7 protein-coding genes and 2 pseudogenes are annotated in these 16,355 nt (G+C 60.6%); 3 read left to right on the top strand and 6 right to left on the bottom strand.

Annotation, left to right across the window (positions count from 1 at the left end; all coding sequences use genetic code 11):
• Window positions 1–7: 7 nt before the first annotated feature.
• From mscK to HKK53_RS33030, 4 genes and pseudogenes are all read right to left on the bottom strand, one after another.
• Window positions 8–3,388, bottom strand: a complete 3,381-nt coding sequence (mscK, locus tag HKK53_RS18080; protein WP_169371955.1) for a mechanosensitive channel MscK — start codon at window positions 3,386–3,388, stop codon at window positions 8–10.
• A 35-nt stretch (window positions 3,389–3,423) separates the two neighbouring features.
• Window positions 3,424–5,166 carry a potassium/proton antiporter gene (locus HKK53_RS18075; protein ID WP_169371954.1) on the bottom strand — a complete coding sequence of 581 codons (1,743 nt, stop codon included), beginning with the start codon at window positions 5,164–5,166 and terminating at the stop codon, window positions 3,424–3,426.
• A 295-nt stretch (window positions 5,167–5,461) separates the two neighbouring features.
• Window positions 5,462–6,061, bottom strand: a pseudogene (locus HKK53_RS33035) (methyl-accepting chemotaxis protein); the annotation flags it as partial.
• A gap of 303 nt (window positions 6,062–6,364) precedes the next feature.
• A pseudogene (locus HKK53_RS33030) lies at window positions 6,365–7,021 on the bottom strand (MCP four helix bundle domain-containing protein); the annotation flags it as partial.
• Window positions 7,022–7,363: 342 nt separating this feature from the next.
• Here HKK53_RS33030 and HKK53_RS18065 point away from each other — a divergent pair.
• From HKK53_RS18065 to HKK53_RS18055, 3 genes are all read left to right on the top strand, one after another.
• Entirely contained in the window at window positions 7,364–7,594 is a 231-nt protein-coding gene (locus HKK53_RS18065; RefSeq protein WP_054053207.1) for a hypothetical protein, read from the top strand.
• Window positions 7,591–7,893, top strand: a complete 303-nt coding sequence (locus HKK53_RS18060; RefSeq protein WP_169371952.1) for a cell division protein ZapA — start codon at window positions 7,591–7,593, stop codon at window positions 7,891–7,893. Before HKK53_RS18065 ends, HKK53_RS18060 begins: the two co-directional genes overlap by 4 nt.
• 101 nt (window positions 7,894–7,994) lie before the next feature.
• Window positions 7,995–9,932, top strand: coding sequence for a methyl-accepting chemotaxis protein (locus tag HKK53_RS18055; protein ID WP_169371951.1), 1,938 nt, complete (start codon window positions 7,995–7,997; stop codon window positions 9,930–9,932).
• A 119-nt stretch (window positions 9,933–10,051) separates the two neighbouring features.
• On the opposite strand, the gene HKK53_RS18050 is transcribed toward HKK53_RS18055, so the two are convergent.
• Both HKK53_RS18050 and putA read right to left on the bottom strand, forming a co-directional pair.
• On the bottom strand, window positions 10,052–11,854 hold the full coding sequence (locus tag HKK53_RS18050) for an acyl-CoA dehydrogenase (protein ID WP_169371950.1): 1,803 nt from the start codon (window positions 11,852–11,854) through the stop codon (window positions 10,052–10,054).
• Between the two features lie 224 nt (window positions 11,855–12,078).
• The gene (gene putA / locus HKK53_RS18040) at window positions 12,079–16,029 is read right to left on the bottom strand and encodes a trifunctional transcriptional regulator/proline dehydrogenase/L-glutamate gamma-semialdehyde dehydrogenase (protein WP_169371949.1); all 3,951 of its coding nucleotides are present in this window, start codon (window positions 16,027–16,029) and stop codon (window positions 12,079–12,081) included.
• Window positions 16,030–16,355 lie beyond the last annotated feature (326 nt).

The raw sequence follows: 16,355 nt of genomic DNA, 5'->3' as shown, positions 1-16,355 counted from the left end.
AAGGCGGTTAGTCGAGTTTGGTCGGAGGCGGCTCTTGTTCCGGAACGTCGGGCGTGGACTCAAGGGGCGCGTCACGGGGAGCTTCGCGGGAGATGATGGTTTTTTTCTCTTCCTCGACCGGCACCAACTTGTATTCCTGGCCGTGAAGGTTCTTCAGGTAAACCTCCATCTGCCGGAACGAGATGTTGATGTGCTGCTTCTTGAATTCGCGGTTGATGAAGCGGTTGACCTCATCGAGCACCGGGTTGCGGTCGCCGAGGTCACGCACATGCATGCGCAACTCGTGGTCGAGGGTGCTTTCGCCGAAGTTCAGGAAGTACACGTGGGGCTCGGGTTCCTTGAGCACTCGCGGGTTTTCCCGGGCGGCTTGCAGCAACAAGGCTTTGACCAGGTCCAGGTCGGAGCCGTAGTCGACGCCGAGCTTGAGGGTCACCCGGGTGATGGTGTCGGTCAGGGACCAGTTGATCAGTTGCCCGGTGATGAACGTCTTGTTCGGGACAATGATGTCTTTGCGGTCGAAGTCGGTAATGGTCGTGGCGCGGATGCGGATCTTGCTCACCGTGCCCGACAGGTTGCCGATAGTGATGGTGTCGCCGATCCGCACCGGGCGTTCGAACAGGATCATGATGCCGGAGATGAAGTTGGCGAAGATTTCCTGCATCCCGAAACCGATACCGAGGGATAGCGCGGCCACCAGCCACTGCAATTTGTCCCAACTGACGCCGAGGGTGGACAGGGTTGAGACGAAACCAACGCCGGCGATCACGTAGGACAGCAACGTGGTGGTGGCGTAGGCGCTGCCCTGGGCCAGGTTCAGCTTTGACAGCACCAACACTTCCAACAGCCCTGGCAAGTTGCGCGCCAGGGCGAAGGTGATGCCGATGATGATCAGTGCGCCAAGCAAGTCGCCGATGCTGATCGGCACCATGCTCAAGTTGGCGCCCGTGCCGCTGGTGTATTCGTAGAGGGTCACGTTGTCCAGGTACGAGAACACGGTAATCAGGTCCGACCAGACCCAATACAGCGCCGCGATGAAGCCTGCCAGCAGCGCCAGGCGGATCAGGCGCAGCGACTGTTCGTTGACCTTTTCGATGTCCAGCGTCGGTTCTTCAATCACCGCTTCGCCTTCACCGGCCTCTTTCGCCGCCTGGCGTTTGGCCAGGGCTCGCTGATAGGCCAGGCGCCGCGCCGCGACACTGAGACCGCGCACGAACGTGGCTTCGATCACCAGCCAGAACATCAGCAGATACAGTGTATTGATCAAGCGGTCGCTGAGTTTCAGCGCGGTGTAGTAGTAGCCGAAGCACACCGCCACGAACAAGGCGATCGGCAGTGCCGTGAACAGAATCCCCACCGCTTTGCGGAACAGCGACGCGCTCTCATGGGTCGGGCTGCTGATCAACAGGCGACCGAGCAACCAGGCCATCAAGGCGTAACAGGTCAGCACTACCGGCATGCCCAGCACGTCATCGGCCAGTGTCGACGGTTGCAATTCAGCGACGGCCACCACCGCGACCAGCGCCATCACCACCAGCCCGAGACGCCGGACCCAGCCTTGCAGGAATTCGACCTGGGGTTTTTCCCAGCGGAAATGCAATTCGGCGACGCCGCCCGGCGCGAGGATCCGGTAGGCGGTGTAGAACACCAGCCAGGCCTGGCCCATTTGCAGGAGGGCCGCGCCCATATTGGCGTTCTGCCCACGGGCGTCGATCTGCAAGGCCAGGCCACACAAGGCCAGGCCCAGCGCCACCGGCATCGCCAGCAATATATTGATCAGGATTGCCTGGGGCGTGTGCCACTGGCTGTCACGCTTGAAGTGACCGATGTCCTGGTGAACTTTGTTCAGCCGGGCATACAGGCTCTTGCGGCGCCACAGCAGGGCGCCGATCAGCAATACCAGAGGCAGGAACAGCAACGGCCGCTGGATCAGGCCATCGCTCAGTTCGCTCAGGCTCGAAGACAAAGGCAGCGCGGCGACCTGCCGTTTCAGGCGTTCCGGCACGCCGTGCATCCATTCCAGATCCAGCGGCTTATTGCTGGGAATCCAGAACATTTGCTCGTCGAGGGTGGCCCGCAGGCTTTTCGTCGTGCTGAGCAATTGCTTCTGGTTCAGTTGCAGGGTGATGGACTGGTTGAGCACCGCGCTCAGTTCGCGGTTAAGGCGTTCCAGCAGGTCGGCACGGGTGTTGGCCAGTTCCAGCAGGCTCTTGCGCAACTGCGGGGTGACTTGCTCCGGTGGCTGGGTGGCCAATAGGTTGTCAACGTAGCTCGCCGGATTGCTGAGCAATTCCCGTTGTTGGCTGACTTCGAATTGAAACAGGCGAATATCGGCGATCTGGTCCGCCAGGTCGCGGTCAAGCTTGAGTGGCGGCAGGGCCTGTTTCTGTTTGTAGAGAATCTTGGAAAGCAGCAGGCTGCCCTTGAGGACGCTGATCTGCTCGTCCAGGGCCGAATCGCTCTGGGTCACGCTGTCCAGTTGTTGCTTGGTTTGCAGGTTCTGCTGAGTGATGTCATTGAGGCGGTCGGTATTTTTCAGCAGGTAGTCGGAAAGCTTCAGGTTCTGCGTGCTTTCTGTGGCCAGCAACACGCTGCCGCCGGACTTCTGCGCTTCGATGGATTGCTGGGTCACCGCTTCCTGGGAATGGGCCAGGCGCTTCTGGTTGATCAGGGTTTGCAGTTCCTGGATTTCCTGATCCATGCGCGCGGTTTTTTCCGAGAGCACGTCATGCTGGCTGTTGCCCAGGTCCTGCAACTGACTGTTGCCGGCCAGCTCCTGACGCCGCAGCGGGATCAGGGCGTTCAGCGCGGCGAGTTCGGCATTGAGCTGGTCACGCTGCTCGCCGCTCAAGGTCTTGCCGTTGTCTTTGCCGGCCTTGAGGATGTTGTTGATCTGCTGGATGCGCGTCTGGCTGCTGGCGATCTCGGCCTGAGCGCGCTCGGGGCGGGTCTGGGCGGTGATGATCAGGCTGTTGGCGTCGGCCAGGGCTTTTTGCAGATCGCTTTGCTGGGTGGAGCGCTCGGTGAGCATTTGCTCGAGCTGCTGGATCGACAGGTTGGCGTAGCGCTGTTCGATCGGGACTACCTTGGTGGCCTTGAGCCGGGCCAGTTCACGCTGGTTTTCGATGTTCTGCTTGGGCGCCGTAGCCAATTGCTGCTTCAGATCGATCAGTTTCTGATCGAAATCGCTCTTGCTGTTGAGCTGGGTCAGCGTGTTCTGCAGGATGGTTTGCAGCGCCTTTTGATCGGCCTCCGGCAGTTTGCGCTCGGCGATCTTGTCCAGGCTGCCTTGCACGGCTTCGCTGGACGGCGGTTCGGCCGCTTGCAAGGTTCCGATGGAGAGACTCAGGCCCAGCAGGGCAATGGCAAACAGGGAGCGCAGGGTTGGCATAGAGACCGATCGAATCAGGTGAAAAGAATGGCAGTTTAGAGGAAGAGTCCGGGGCCCGGGCGACTTCCTTCGGGGAATCTGACGCCCACTTTGCCGATCTTGTTCCCTTCCATGACCGCGACCGTCCAAATGGTGTTGTTCCACTCGACCTGGTCACCCACGACCGGCGCGCCGCCGACCTTCTGGGCAATGAAGCGGCCCAGGGACATGTCCGGATCGATGCCTTCGACTTTCAACCCGTACAGCGCAGCAACCGCGGCCAGTTGGGCGTCTCCTTCGAGCACGAAGTCGCCGAAGAAACGCAAATCGAGGCCCCGTTGCGGTGCCTGGCTGAACAGCTTTCCGAGGGCCGTCAGATTGTGTTCATGGCCGATCACGCAGAGCAAATCATCGACTTCGAGCACCGTACTACCCGACGGATGGAGCAGTTGCTGGCCACGAAACAGGGCCGCGATGCGGGTGCCTTCGGGCATTTTCAGCTCGCGAAGGGGCGAGCCGATGCACCATTTCTCAGCGCCGAGGCGGTAAACGAACAGCTCCCACTCGCTGGTGACGTGCACTTCCAGCGCCGAGCGGGAGATCGGTGCTGGCTCGGGTGGAACCGTGACCTTCAACAGTTTGGCGACCCACGGCAGGCTTGTGCCCTGCACCAGCAGCGACACCAGCACGATAAAGAACGCGAGGTTGAAATAGAGCTGGGCGTTCGGCAAGCCGGCCATCAGCGGGAACACCGCCAGAATGATCGGCACCGCGCCGCGCAGGCCGACCCAGGAAATGAAGGCTTTTTCGCGACCGTGGAAGGCTTTGAACGGCAGCAGGCCGACCATCACCGATAGCGGCCGGGCAAACAGAATCATCCACAGGGCCAAGCCGAGGGCGGGCAGGGCGATCGGCAGCAAGTCATGAGGCGTGACCAGCAGCCCCAGCACCAGGAACATACCGATCTGGGCCAGCCAGGCCATGCCATCGAGCATGTGCAGAATACCGTGACGGCTGCGCACCGGGCGGTTGCCGATCACCAGGCCGCACAGGTAAACGGCGAGGAAGCCGCTGCCGTGCAAGGCGTTGGTCAGGGCGAACACCAGCAGGCCGCCGGCAATCACCAGAATCGGGTACAGGCCGTTGGCCAGGTTGATGCGGTTGACCAGTTGCAACATGACCCAGCCGCCGCCCAGGCCAATCACGCCGCCGATGCCGAATTCGCGCACCAGATGCCCGAGCAGGTTCCAGTGCAGGCCGGTCTGGCCGCTGGCGAGCATGTCGATCAGGGTCACGGTGAGGAACACCGCCATCGGGTCGTTGCTGCCGGATTCGATTTCGAGGCTGGCGGTCACCCGCTCGTTCAGGCCTTTACCGCCCAGCAGCGAGAAGACGGCCGCGGCGTCGGTCGAGCCGACGATGGCGCCGATCAGCAGGCCCTGGATGATGTTGAGGTTGAACAGCCACGCCGCCGCCATGCCGGTCAGCCCGGTGGTAATCAACACCCCGACCGTGGCCAGCGACAGCGCCGGCCACAGCGCCACACGGAAACTCGAGACTCGGGTGCGCAAGCCGCCGTCGAGCAGAATCACCGCCAACGCCAGGTTGCCGACCAGATAAGCCGTGGGGTAGTTATCGAAAATAATGCCGCCGCCGTCGACGCCAGCAGCCATGCCCACAGCCAGGATAATCACCAGAATCGGGATACCGAGGCGGGACGAGAGGGAGCTCACCAGAATGCTTGCACCTACCAGCAACGCGCCGATCAAGAACAGGCTGTTGATGGTCGTCGCATTCAAGGGCAATACTCCAGAAAGCTGAAAGGCGGGCGCAAACTGACCATGCAGTCTGCGTGCCAGCGATTCTAACCTGTTGAAATGTGATGCTGTCAAAAAGGTTTTGACGATGTGGTGTTGATCGTTCCCACGCTCTGCGTGGGAATGCCTCAACGGACGCTCCGCGTTCGGCTCTTGATGGGGACGCGGAGCGTACCGGGCTGCATTCCCACGCCGAGCGTGGGAACGATCAATCAACCTGTAGGAGCTGTCGAGTGAAACGAGGCTGCGATCTTTCCGGCAGTGATGCGATCTTCGTTTAGAGGCTAAACCGTCCAACCATATTGTTCAGGTCCAGCGCCAAGCGCGACAGTTCATTGCTCGCCGCACTGGTCTGATTCGCCCCGGTCGCCGATTGCACCGACAGATCACGAATGTTCACCAGGTTACGGTCAACCTCGCGAGCCACCTGCGCCTGTTCTTCAGCCGCGCTGGCGATCACCAGGTTGCGCTCGTTGATTTCAACAATTGCACTGTTGATCGTATCCAGCGACATCCCCGCGCCACGGGCAATGTTCAACGTCGACTCGGCGCGTTCGGTGCTGTTACGCATCGAATCCACCGCGTGTTCGGTACCGCTCTGGATGCTGCCGATCATGCGTTCGATTTCGCTGGTCGACTGCTGGGTACGGTGCGCCAAGGCACGAACCTCATCCGCCACCACCGCAAAACCACGCCCGGCTTCACCGGCGCGGGCCGCTTCGATCGCGGCGTTCAGGGCCAACAGGTTGGTCTGGTCGGCCAGGCCGCGAATCACGTCCAGCACTTTGCCGATATCCCGGGATTCGTTGGCCAAATCGCCGATCAGGGTCGCTGTGCTCTGCACGTCGGCGCTCATGCGTTCGATGGCGCTGACGGTTTCCTGCACCAGGTCACGGCCGTCACCGGCAGAAGTGGTGGCGTTTTTCGAGGCTTCGGAAGTGCTCACCGCGTTGCGCGCGACTTCTTCCACGGCGCTGGTCATTTCATTGACAGCGGTGGCGGCCTGTTCGATTTCGTTGTTCTGCTGAGTCAGGCCCCGGGCGCTTTCGTCGGTGACGCTGTTCAGTTCTTCAGCGGCGGAGGCCAATTGCGTGGCCGAGCCGGAAATCCGTTGCAGGGTGTCGCGCAGCTTGTCCTGCATTTTCGCCATGGCCGCCAGCAAGCGACCGGCTTCGTCTTCGCCATCGACGGTGATCGGGCGGGTCAGGTTGCCTTCGGCGATTTCTTCCGCGGCGCTCAAGGCGTTGGCGATGGGCTTGGTGATGCTGTTGGTCAGCAACCAGGCGAACAGCAGGGTCAGGCCAGTGGCGATGACCAGCAGCGTGATCACAAGGTTAAACGACGACGAAAACTGATCGCTTGCACCTTGATCGGTCACGGCAATCTGCTGGATGTTGATCTCCAGCAGCTTCGCCAAGGCATTGTTGACCGCTTCGGAGTTGGCCAGCAGTTCGGTGTTGAGCATGCTGCGCAACTCATCGATCTGATTGTTGCGCGACAGGCTCTTCATCCGATCTTCGAGTTGACGGTACTGCGCCAGCAACTGTACGTACTGATCATAAGCCGCACGTTCCTGCGGGCCGTCGATCAACGGTTCGTAAACCCGCTGGGCGTCGCGGATCTGCTGGTTACGCAGGTCGAACAGCTCCATGGTTTTCTGCTGCACGTCCGGTTCGCGATTGATCAGCAAACGGTAGGACAGCACGCGCAGGCGCAGGGTCAGTTGGGTGAACTCGTCCAGGCTCTTGATGCTCGGCACGCTGGCGTTGGCGATGTCTTGGCCGGCGCCGCGAATCTTGCTCATCTGGTTCAGGGCGAACACACCCAGGATCAGCATCAGACCGCCAATCAGGGCAAAACCGAGGAACGCGCGCGGCGCGATATTCATATTACGAAGGGACATGGTGTTTCACCGTGAAAAGCGCATCCGTGCGGGGCTGAGACTGCTGTATGAGTGACTTATCGGTTCTACGACTAAAGTCTTGAGCCCCTGCGCGTATTTGTCGCACATCGGTTGCGGCGACGAAGTGCAGGAACCAGATTCGCCAATCACAGTCTCTAAAGCTCGCGAGCAAGGTTGCCCGCCAGGAAAATCAAGGCTTTGAGCCCCAATAACCCTGGCATCCGTGGTGACTTTTCTTTATCGTACGCGCCCTTTGAAAAAGCCTGGAAAATCAAAATGTTGGAAGCATCCCTGAGTCAATTGGAACAACTGGTCAGCGACCTGGTGCAACAGAACCAGAGCCTGCTGGGCACCAACCAGACCCTGAGCGCCGAACTGGCCCAGGCCAAGGATGAAAACGAAAGCCTGCAACTGAGCCTGATGGAACAGGAAGAGAAACAAGGCGCCACCGCCGCCCGCATCCAGGCCTTGGTCGAGCGCGTCAGCGCCGGCCCTGTCAGCGCATGAATCAGGGCGCCGCAGGGGTAAAAGTCGTCTCGATCCTGGGGGAGGACTATTCGATCAAGGCGCCGGCCGGGGAAGAGCAAACCCTGCTGGACGCCGCACTGATGTTGAAGGCTGCCCTGGCCGACACCAAACGCAAATACCCGACGCTGATCGGTGATCGTTTGCTGGTGCTGGCGGCGATGAATCTGTGCTCCCAGCAGATCGAAATGAAAAAGCAGCACCAGCAGGAACTCGACCGTTACCAAGAGCAAGTCAGCGCCACGGTTGAAGTGATCGCCAAGACGATCAATCAGGGCTGATCGGATTTGAGCACAACCAAAGAATAAAATTGTCGATTGCGTTGTATACAATCGGCACGGCTGTTGCAGTGTTTCAGCCACTTATTCTTTGGGGGTGGTCCATGCAGTTCTGGCGACGCAGTATTCAATGGCAGTTGATCCTGAGTATGGGCACCGCCCTGCTGGTCAGTATTCTGATCGTGGTTGGCGTTTATACCCTGGTGGTCAACCGCCTTGCCCAGAGTTATCTGGTCGAACAGGCGCTGCCGTCGAGCATCGAAGCGATGCGCAACGACATCGAACGCATCCTCGTGCAACCCCTCACCGCCGCCAAGGACATCGCCAGCAACAGCATGGTGCGCGACTGGCTGGCCGCGGGTGAAAACAGTGCCCAAACCGACACCTTCGTAAAGTACCTGGAAGGCATCCGCGCCGAGCACAGGGCCTTTACCGCGCTGATCGTCGGCACGGCTTCCAATCACTACCTTACGGAAAAAGGCCTGGACCGGACCCTCAGCCGTTCCAACCCGAAAGACGCCTGGTTCTACACATTCCTCGACAGCAACCAGCCGCGCACCCTCAATATCGACAATGACACCGCGACCGGAGAATTGGCGCTGTTTATCGACCTCAAGGTCGAGCAGGCCGGCAAAGTCGTGGGCGTTGCCGGGCTCGGGCTGAGCATGAAAGAGCTGTCGGAGCTGATCCACAATTTCAACTTCGGTGAGCGCGGCAAGGTCTATCTCGTGCGTTCAGACGGATTGATCCAGGTTCACCCCGAGGCGCAATTCAGTGGCAAGCGCACGTTGGCCGAACAAATTGGTGGCCCGGCGGCGCAAGCGGTGATGGGTCAAAAAGTTGCCGCTAGCAGCGGTTTTACCCGCGATGGCGAAGATTTTCTGGCATTGAGCCTGCCATTGCGGGATTTGGGCTGGACCCTGGTGGCCGAAGTACCACAGTCGCAGATCTACGCCGAGGCCCGCCGCGCGATGTGGATGAGCAGCGGCATCGGCCTGGCGGTGGCGTTGGTGTGCCTGTTGCTGGTGGTGGTGCTGGCCCGTGGGATGGTGCGACCGATCCGTCAGGTAACAGCGGCGCTGGTGGCCATCGGTAGCGGTGGTGGAGATTTGACCCACCGGTTAGATTCCAGCCGCGCCGATGAACTGGGCGATCTGGCGCGGGGCTTCAATCGGTTCCTGGAAAGCCAGCGCGACATGATTGGTGAAGTGTTGACCACCAGCGAGCGGCTGCGCACCGCCGTCAGCCAAGTGGCAAAGGTGGTGGATAACACTGCCGAACGCTCAGGACGGCAACAGGAAATGACCGATATGGTCGCCACCGCTGTCCACGAAATGGGCCTGACCGTGCAGGAAATCGCCCAGAACGCCGGCAACGCCGCAGTCGCTTCGCAAACCGCTCGCGATGAAGCGATGCAGGCGCGGGAAGTGGTCGGTGGTTCGATCCGGCATATAGAAAGCATGTCCGATGAGATTGGTGTCGCGGCCACGGCGGTGGGCGAGTTGGCGCATCAGGTGGCGTCTATCGATCAAGTGCTGGCGGTGATTCGCGGGATTTCGGAGCAAACCAACTTGCTGGCGCTCAACGCTGCGATTGAAGCGGCGCGGGCCGGCGACATGGGCCGTGGGTTTGCGGTGGTCGCGGATGAAGTGCGGACGTTGGCGCGGCGCACGCAGTCGTCCACCGACGAGATTCAGCAGATGATCGGCAGCCTCAAGCAGGGCGCGGAAAATGCGGTGTCGTCCATGCATTCCGGGCAAGCGGCGACGGGCACAGGGGTTGAGTCGAGCCAGCGCACCGGGACATCGCTGACGGCGATTACCGGGCAGATCGAACGCATCAGCGACATGAACCATCAGGTGGCGACGGCGACAGAAGAGCAGTCAGCAGTGACCGAGGAGATCAACCGCAACGTGCAGGGGATTTCCGATCTGGCACGGGCGACGGCCGGGGAGGTCAGGGCGTGTCGTGAGGATTGTCAGACATTGCAGCGGTTGGCCGATGACTTGGCGCGGCAGATGGGTGGGTTCAAACTCACCTGACTGATCGTTCCCACGCTCCGCGTGGGAATGCAGCTCGGGACGCTCCGCGTCCCATTGGAACGCGGAGCGTCCCCTGAGGCGTTCCCACGCGGAGCGTGGGAACGATCAGTGAGAGGGTGTCAGAACCATTCATCCTGCATGCTCAAACAAACATCATCCCGCGCCTCAAGAATCGCCAACTCATGGTGACAACCCGGTACTTCCCACGTCAGGAAATACCGCGCCGCCTGCAGCTTGCCTTTATAGAAGCTCACATCCGCCGCATTGCCCTTGGCCAACCCTTCCTCCGCGCGGATCGCTTGTTCCAGCCAGCGCCAGCCAATCACCGTGTGGCCGAACACTTTCAGGTACAGCGCCGAGTTCGCCAGGCTGCTGTTGACCTTGCCCTGGCCCAGATCCGTCAACAAGCTGATGGTCACCGTTTGCAGGCGTGCCACCAGTTTCTCCAGCGGCTCACGCAGTGGCGTCAGCGATTCATGCGCCTGGGCACGCTCGGCGGTATTGGCGATTAGCCGGATCAATTGCTTGAGTCCCGCCCCACCGTTCTGCGCCAATTTACGGCCAAGCAAGTCCAGCGACTGAATGCCGTGCGTGCCTTCGTGGATCGGGTTAAGGCGGTTGTCGCGGTAGTACTGCTCCACCGGGTATTCGCGGGTATAGCCGTGGCCGCCGAGGATCTGGATCGCCAGTTCGTTGGCCTTCAGGCAAAACTCCGATGGCCAGGATTTGACGATCGGCGTCAGCAAATCCAGCAACTCATGGGCCTGTTTGCGCGCGTCTTCGGTTTCAAGGGTCGTGGTGTCGTCGAACAGTCGCGCCGCGTACAGCCCCAAGTCGAACGAGCCTTCGACGTAGGCTTTTTGGGTCAGCAGCATGCGCTTGACGTCGGCGTGCTGAATGATCGCCACTGGTGCGGTATTCGGGTCCTTGCTGTCCGGCACCCGACCCTGTGGCCGCTCGCGGGCGTACTCCAGTGAATACAGATACCCGGCGTAACCGAGCATCACCGCGCCCATGCCAACCCCGATCCGCGCCTCGTTCATCATCTGGAACATATAGCTCAAGCCATGATGCGGCTTGCCCACCAGATAGCCGACACACTCGCCGTTATCGCCGAAATTCAGCGCCGTGGACGTAGTGCCGCGCCAGCCCATCTTGTGGAACAACCCAGCCAGCAACACGTCATTGCGCTGACCCAGGCTGCCGTCATCGTTGACCAGAAACTTGGGCACGATAAACAGCGAAATCCCCTTCACCCCGGCCGGTGCGTCCGGCAACTTGGCCAGCACCATGTGCACGATGTTTTCCGACAGCGGATGGTCGCCGCCGGAGATGAAGATCTTGTTGCCCTTGAGTCGATAGGTGCCGTCAGACGCTGGCTCGGCCCGTGTACGAATATCCGACAGCGATGAACCGGCGTGGGGTTCAGTCAGTGCCATGGTGCCGAAAAAGCGCCCGTCGATCATCGGTTGCAGGAAGCGCTGCTTCTGCTCCTCGGTACCGAAACTTTCGATCAGGTTCGCCGCACCCATGGTCAGGAACGGATACGAAGTGGATGCCGCGTTGGCCGATTGAAAATGCGCGAAGCAAGCCTGGGACAACAACGTAGGAAGTTGCATGCCGCCCGCGTCGAAACTTCGCGCGGCATTGAGGAAACCGGCTTCGAGGAACGCATCCACCGCCGGTTTCACCTCAGGAATCAGAATCGCCTGACCGTTCTCATAGCGCGGCTCGTTCTCGTCGCCCTTGCGGTTGTGCGGGGCGAAGAATTTCTCGGCGATGTTGCGGGCCGTGCCGATGGCGGCGTCGAAGGTCTCGCGATTGTGCTCGGCGAACCGCTCACGCTGGGTCAGGCCCTCGGCATCGAGGACTTCGTACAGCTCGAAAGCCAGATTGCGGGAACTGAGCAGCGTCTCGGACATGTCGGCCTACCTGTTTTGGGGATAGACCGAGTCTAGGCGCGCTAATAAAGGCTGAACAGGATGATTGATGAGCGTGATGGAGGGGCAAAACGAGGGTAGGGCATGATCGTTCCCACGCTCCGCGTGGGAATGCAGCCCGGGACGCTCCGCGTCCCCAAACGGCGTGACGCAGAGCGTCACAGGAGGCATTCCCACGCGGGAGCGTGGGAACGATCAGTGGCGTGTTAGCCGATGGTCATGAGGCTGGCATTACCACCCGCCGCAGCGGTGTTAACGCTCAAAGCGCGCTCAATCACCAGACGCTCCAGCGCAATATTAGTCTCGCCCTGGGACAAGCCATGAACCCCGACAATTGCCCCGGCACGCTTGGCCACTTGCTGGCACACCGCACGCAGCTGATCGGAATGGCCGTGATGCAGAACCGCATCAAACACCACTTCGTCCTTGTTCCAGTCGGAAACCAGCTTGATCCGCGCCTGAACTTCCTTCGGCAGACGTGCGAACACTGCCTTGGTCAACTCAGCTTCCGGCCATACCGCCGAACCGCCTACGGCCAAAACAGCAGCCAGTTGCGTCAGCAGATCGCCTTCGACTTCCGCCAGACACAGCACGTGCTCGCGAGGCAGGATGGCGTAGCTGTTGCGCTCGCCAGTCGGGCCCGCCAGTACACGGGTGATCCCGCTTTGCGATTGCGCCGCGAACTGCACACACAAGGTGCTCAGGTCGGCAAACTTGTTGCTATCGGCCCAGGCTTGCAGGGCGGTCAGCGGCTTGCTCATGGCATCGCGCAAACGAACGTCCGGCGCAGCGATAGCGTCACCGCGAGCGAAGGATTGTTCGATCGCATCCGTAGGACGGGTCGACAACAGACGGTACAGGTACAGCGGGCCACCGGCCTTCGGACCCGTGCCCGACAAACCTTCACCACCGAACGGCTGCACGCCGACCACGGCGCCAACGATGTTGCGGTTCACATAGACGTTGCCGGCATTGACGTTGTCGATCACCTTGGCGATGGTCTCGTCGATGCGCGTGTGCACGCCCAGGGTCAGGCCGTAGCCGGACGCGTTGATCTGGCCGATCAGTTGGTCGATGTCTTTGCGCTTGTAGCGAACCACGTGCAGCACCGGGCCGAAGATCTCACGTTGCAGTTCGTCGAAGCTTTCCAGTTCGATCAGCGTTGGCATCACGAAGGTGCCGCGTTTGACTTCTTCGGCGTCGGCGATAGCCACCTGGTACACGTTGCGACCTTTGTCGCGCATGGCCTGGATGTGCTTCTCGATGCCAGCCTTGGCTTCGGCGTCGATCACCGGGCCGATGTCCACGGACAGGCGCTCCGGGTTGCCGAGACGGCATTCAGCCATGGCGCCCTTGAGCATTTCGATGACACGGTCGGCGGAATCTTCCTGCAAGCACAACACGCGCAGAGCCGAGCAACGTTGGCCGGCGCTGTCGAAGGCCGAGGAAACCACGTCGATCACAACCTGTTCGGTCAGTGCCGACGAGTCGACGATCATCGCGTTCTGGCCGCCGGTTTCAGCGATCAGCGGAATCGGACGACCCTGAGCATCCAGGCGACCGGCGACGTTGCGTTGCAGCAAGCGAGCCACTTCGGTGGAACCGGTGAACATCACGCCTTTGACCCGATCGTCACCGACCAGACGGGCGCCGACGGTTTCGCCACGGCCCGGCAGCAATTGCAGCACGCCTTCCGGAATCCCGGCTTCGAGCAGCAAGCGCACGGCTTGAGCGGCCACCAGCGGGGTTTGTTCCGCAGGCTTGGCCAGTACCGGGTTACCGGCGGCGAGGGCAGCAGCGACCTGGCCACTGAAGATCGCCAACGGGAAGTTCCATGGGCTGATGCAGACCACCGGACCCAACGGGCGGTGGGCGTCGTTGCTGAAATCGTTGCGTGCCTGCACCGCGTAATAACGCAGGAAGTCCACGGCTTCACGCACTTCGGCGATGGCGTTGGCGAAGGTCTTGCCGGCTTCACGGGCCAACAGGCCCATCAGCGGCTGGATCTCGCCTTCCATCAAATCGGCGGCACGTTCCAGGATCGCGGCGCGTTCGGCGGGCGGGGTGGCCTGCCAGATCGGGCCGGCATTCAGGGCGCACTGGATTGCGTTGTCGACGTCTTCGACAGTCGCTTCCTGTACATGACCGACCACGTCACGCAGATCGGACGGGTTCAGGACTGGCGCAGGAGTTTCAGTGCTGGACGTGCAACCGAGCATCGGCGCGGCTTTCCAGCTGTTGTGAGCGGTGGCCAGCAGGGCGCAGGACAGCGAAGCCAGACGATGTTCGTTGGCCATGTCGATGCCGCTGGAGTTGGCGCGTTCGGCACCATAAAGGTCACGCGGCAGCGGGATGCGCGGGTGCGGCAGGCCGAAGCCACCTTCCACGGTTGCCATCTGCTCGATGCTGGCCACTGGATCGGCGACCAACGCCTGAATCGAGATCGACTGATCGGCAATCTGGTTGACGAACGAAGTGTTCGCGCCGTTTTCCAGCAGGCGACGCACCAGGTACGCCAACAGTGTTTCGTGAGTACCGACCGGGGCGTACACGCGGCACGGACGATTCAGCTTGCCTTCGGAGACTTTGCCTACAACTTGTTCGTACAGCGGTTCGCCCATGCCGTGCAGGCACTGGAACTCGTACTGGCCGGGGTAATAGTTCTGACCGGCGATGTGGTAAATGGCCGACAGGGTGTGGGCGTTGTGCGTGGCGAACTGCGGGTAGATGACTTCCGGCACCGACAGCAGCTTGCGAGCGCAGGCGATGTAGGAAACGTCGGTGTACACCTTGCGGGTGTAGACCGGATAGCCTTCCAGGCCTTCGACCTGAGCGCGCTTGATTTCGCTGTCCCAGTACGCGCCTTTTACCAGACGGATCATCAGACGATGACGGCTGCGGCGAGCCAGGTCGATCACGTAGTCGATCACGTACGGGCAACGCTTTTGATACGCCTGGATCACGAAACCGATGCCGTTCCAGCCAGTCAGTTGCGGCTCGAAGCACAGGCGCTCGAGCAGATCCAGCGACAGCTCGAGGCGGTCGGCTTCTTCGGCGTCGATGTTCAAGCCGATGTCGTACTGCTTGGCCAACAGGGTCAGCGACAGCAGGCGCGGGTACAACTCGTCCATCACGCGCTCGTACTGGGCACGGCTGTAACGCGGGTGCAGGGCGGACAGCTTGATGGAAATGCCCGGGCCTTCATAAATCCCACGACCGTGGGAGGCTTTGCCGATCGAGTGGATGGCTTGTTCGTACGAGGCCAGGTACTTCTGCGCATCATGTTCGGTGAGTGCCGCTTCACCGAGCATGTCGTAGGAATAACGGAAGCCCTTGGATTCGAACTTGCTCGCGTTGGCCAAGGCTTCGGCGATGGTTTCGCCGGTGACGAACTGCTCGCCCATCAGGCGCATGGCCATGTCGACGCCCTTGCGGATCATCGGCTCGCCGCTCTTGCCGATGATGCGGCTCAGGGAGGAAGTCAGGCCGGTTTCGTTGTGGGTGGCGACCAGTTTGCCGGTCAGCAGCAAGCCCCAGGTGGCGGCGTTGACGAACAGCGACGGGCTGTTGCCCAAGTGCGGCTGCCAGTTGCCGGTGCTGATCTTGTCGCGGATCAGTGCGTCGCGGGTGCCCTTGTCCGGGATGCGCAGCAGCGCTTCGGCCAGGCACATCAGCGCTACGCCTTCCTGGGACGACAGGGAAAATTCCTGCAACAGGCCCTGAACAATCCCGGCACGGCCACCGGCGCTTTTCTGATTGCGCAGTTTGTCGGCAATCGACGAGGCGAGCTTGTTGGTGGCTTCGGCCATCGCGGCAGGCAGACGCGCCTGTTCGATCAGCATCGGCACCACTTCCGGCTCAGGGCGACGGTAAGCGGAAGTGATCGAAGCGCGCAGGACCGATTGCGGCAGGATGCTTTCGGCGAATTCGAGGAAGCACTGATGGGCGTGATCCGTTGGCGCATCGACGTTATCGTCGGAATCCTTGGTCAAACCGCTCAGCTCGGTCAGGGTTGCACCACCCTCGAGTTTTTCCAGGTAATTGAAAATTGCCTGCTTGATCAGCCAGTGCGGCGTGCGATCAATCGAGGTCGCGGCAGCCTTGAGGCGTTCGCGGGTTGGGTCGTCAAGTTTGACCCCAAGGGTGGTGGTAGCCATATTTTTATCCTCATGTTTGCCACGACTGCGTGGCATCAGCTGGCGGCAAGATTAGCTGTGCGTTGGTTGAGGTGCAACCGGGTGCAACCCTTTTTTTGTCGGAATAATAAGCAGCTCGTCAGGAATTAAATTCCGGTACGAACGTGCCGCTTCTGCTTGGTGCTTTTACTTCTAGCAAATGCTTCGGACTGCCCTAAAAAGGAGCAAAAACAGGGCTTTTTCACGAATATCCGATCAGGTGCAACTGATTCTCAAGAAATGGGTTGCACCTTATTTGCTTTGTTGAATAGGATTCGCGCCGAAGGTGCAACCGGTCAAAAAAGACA

The organism is Pseudomonas sp. ADAK7, from assembly GCF_012935675.1.
GTDB lineage: Bacteria > Pseudomonadota > Gammaproteobacteria > Pseudomonadales > Pseudomonadaceae > Aquipseudomonas.
Note: the sequence above shows the minus strand (reverse complement) of the source record. Positions and strands in the feature narration are given on the sequence as shown.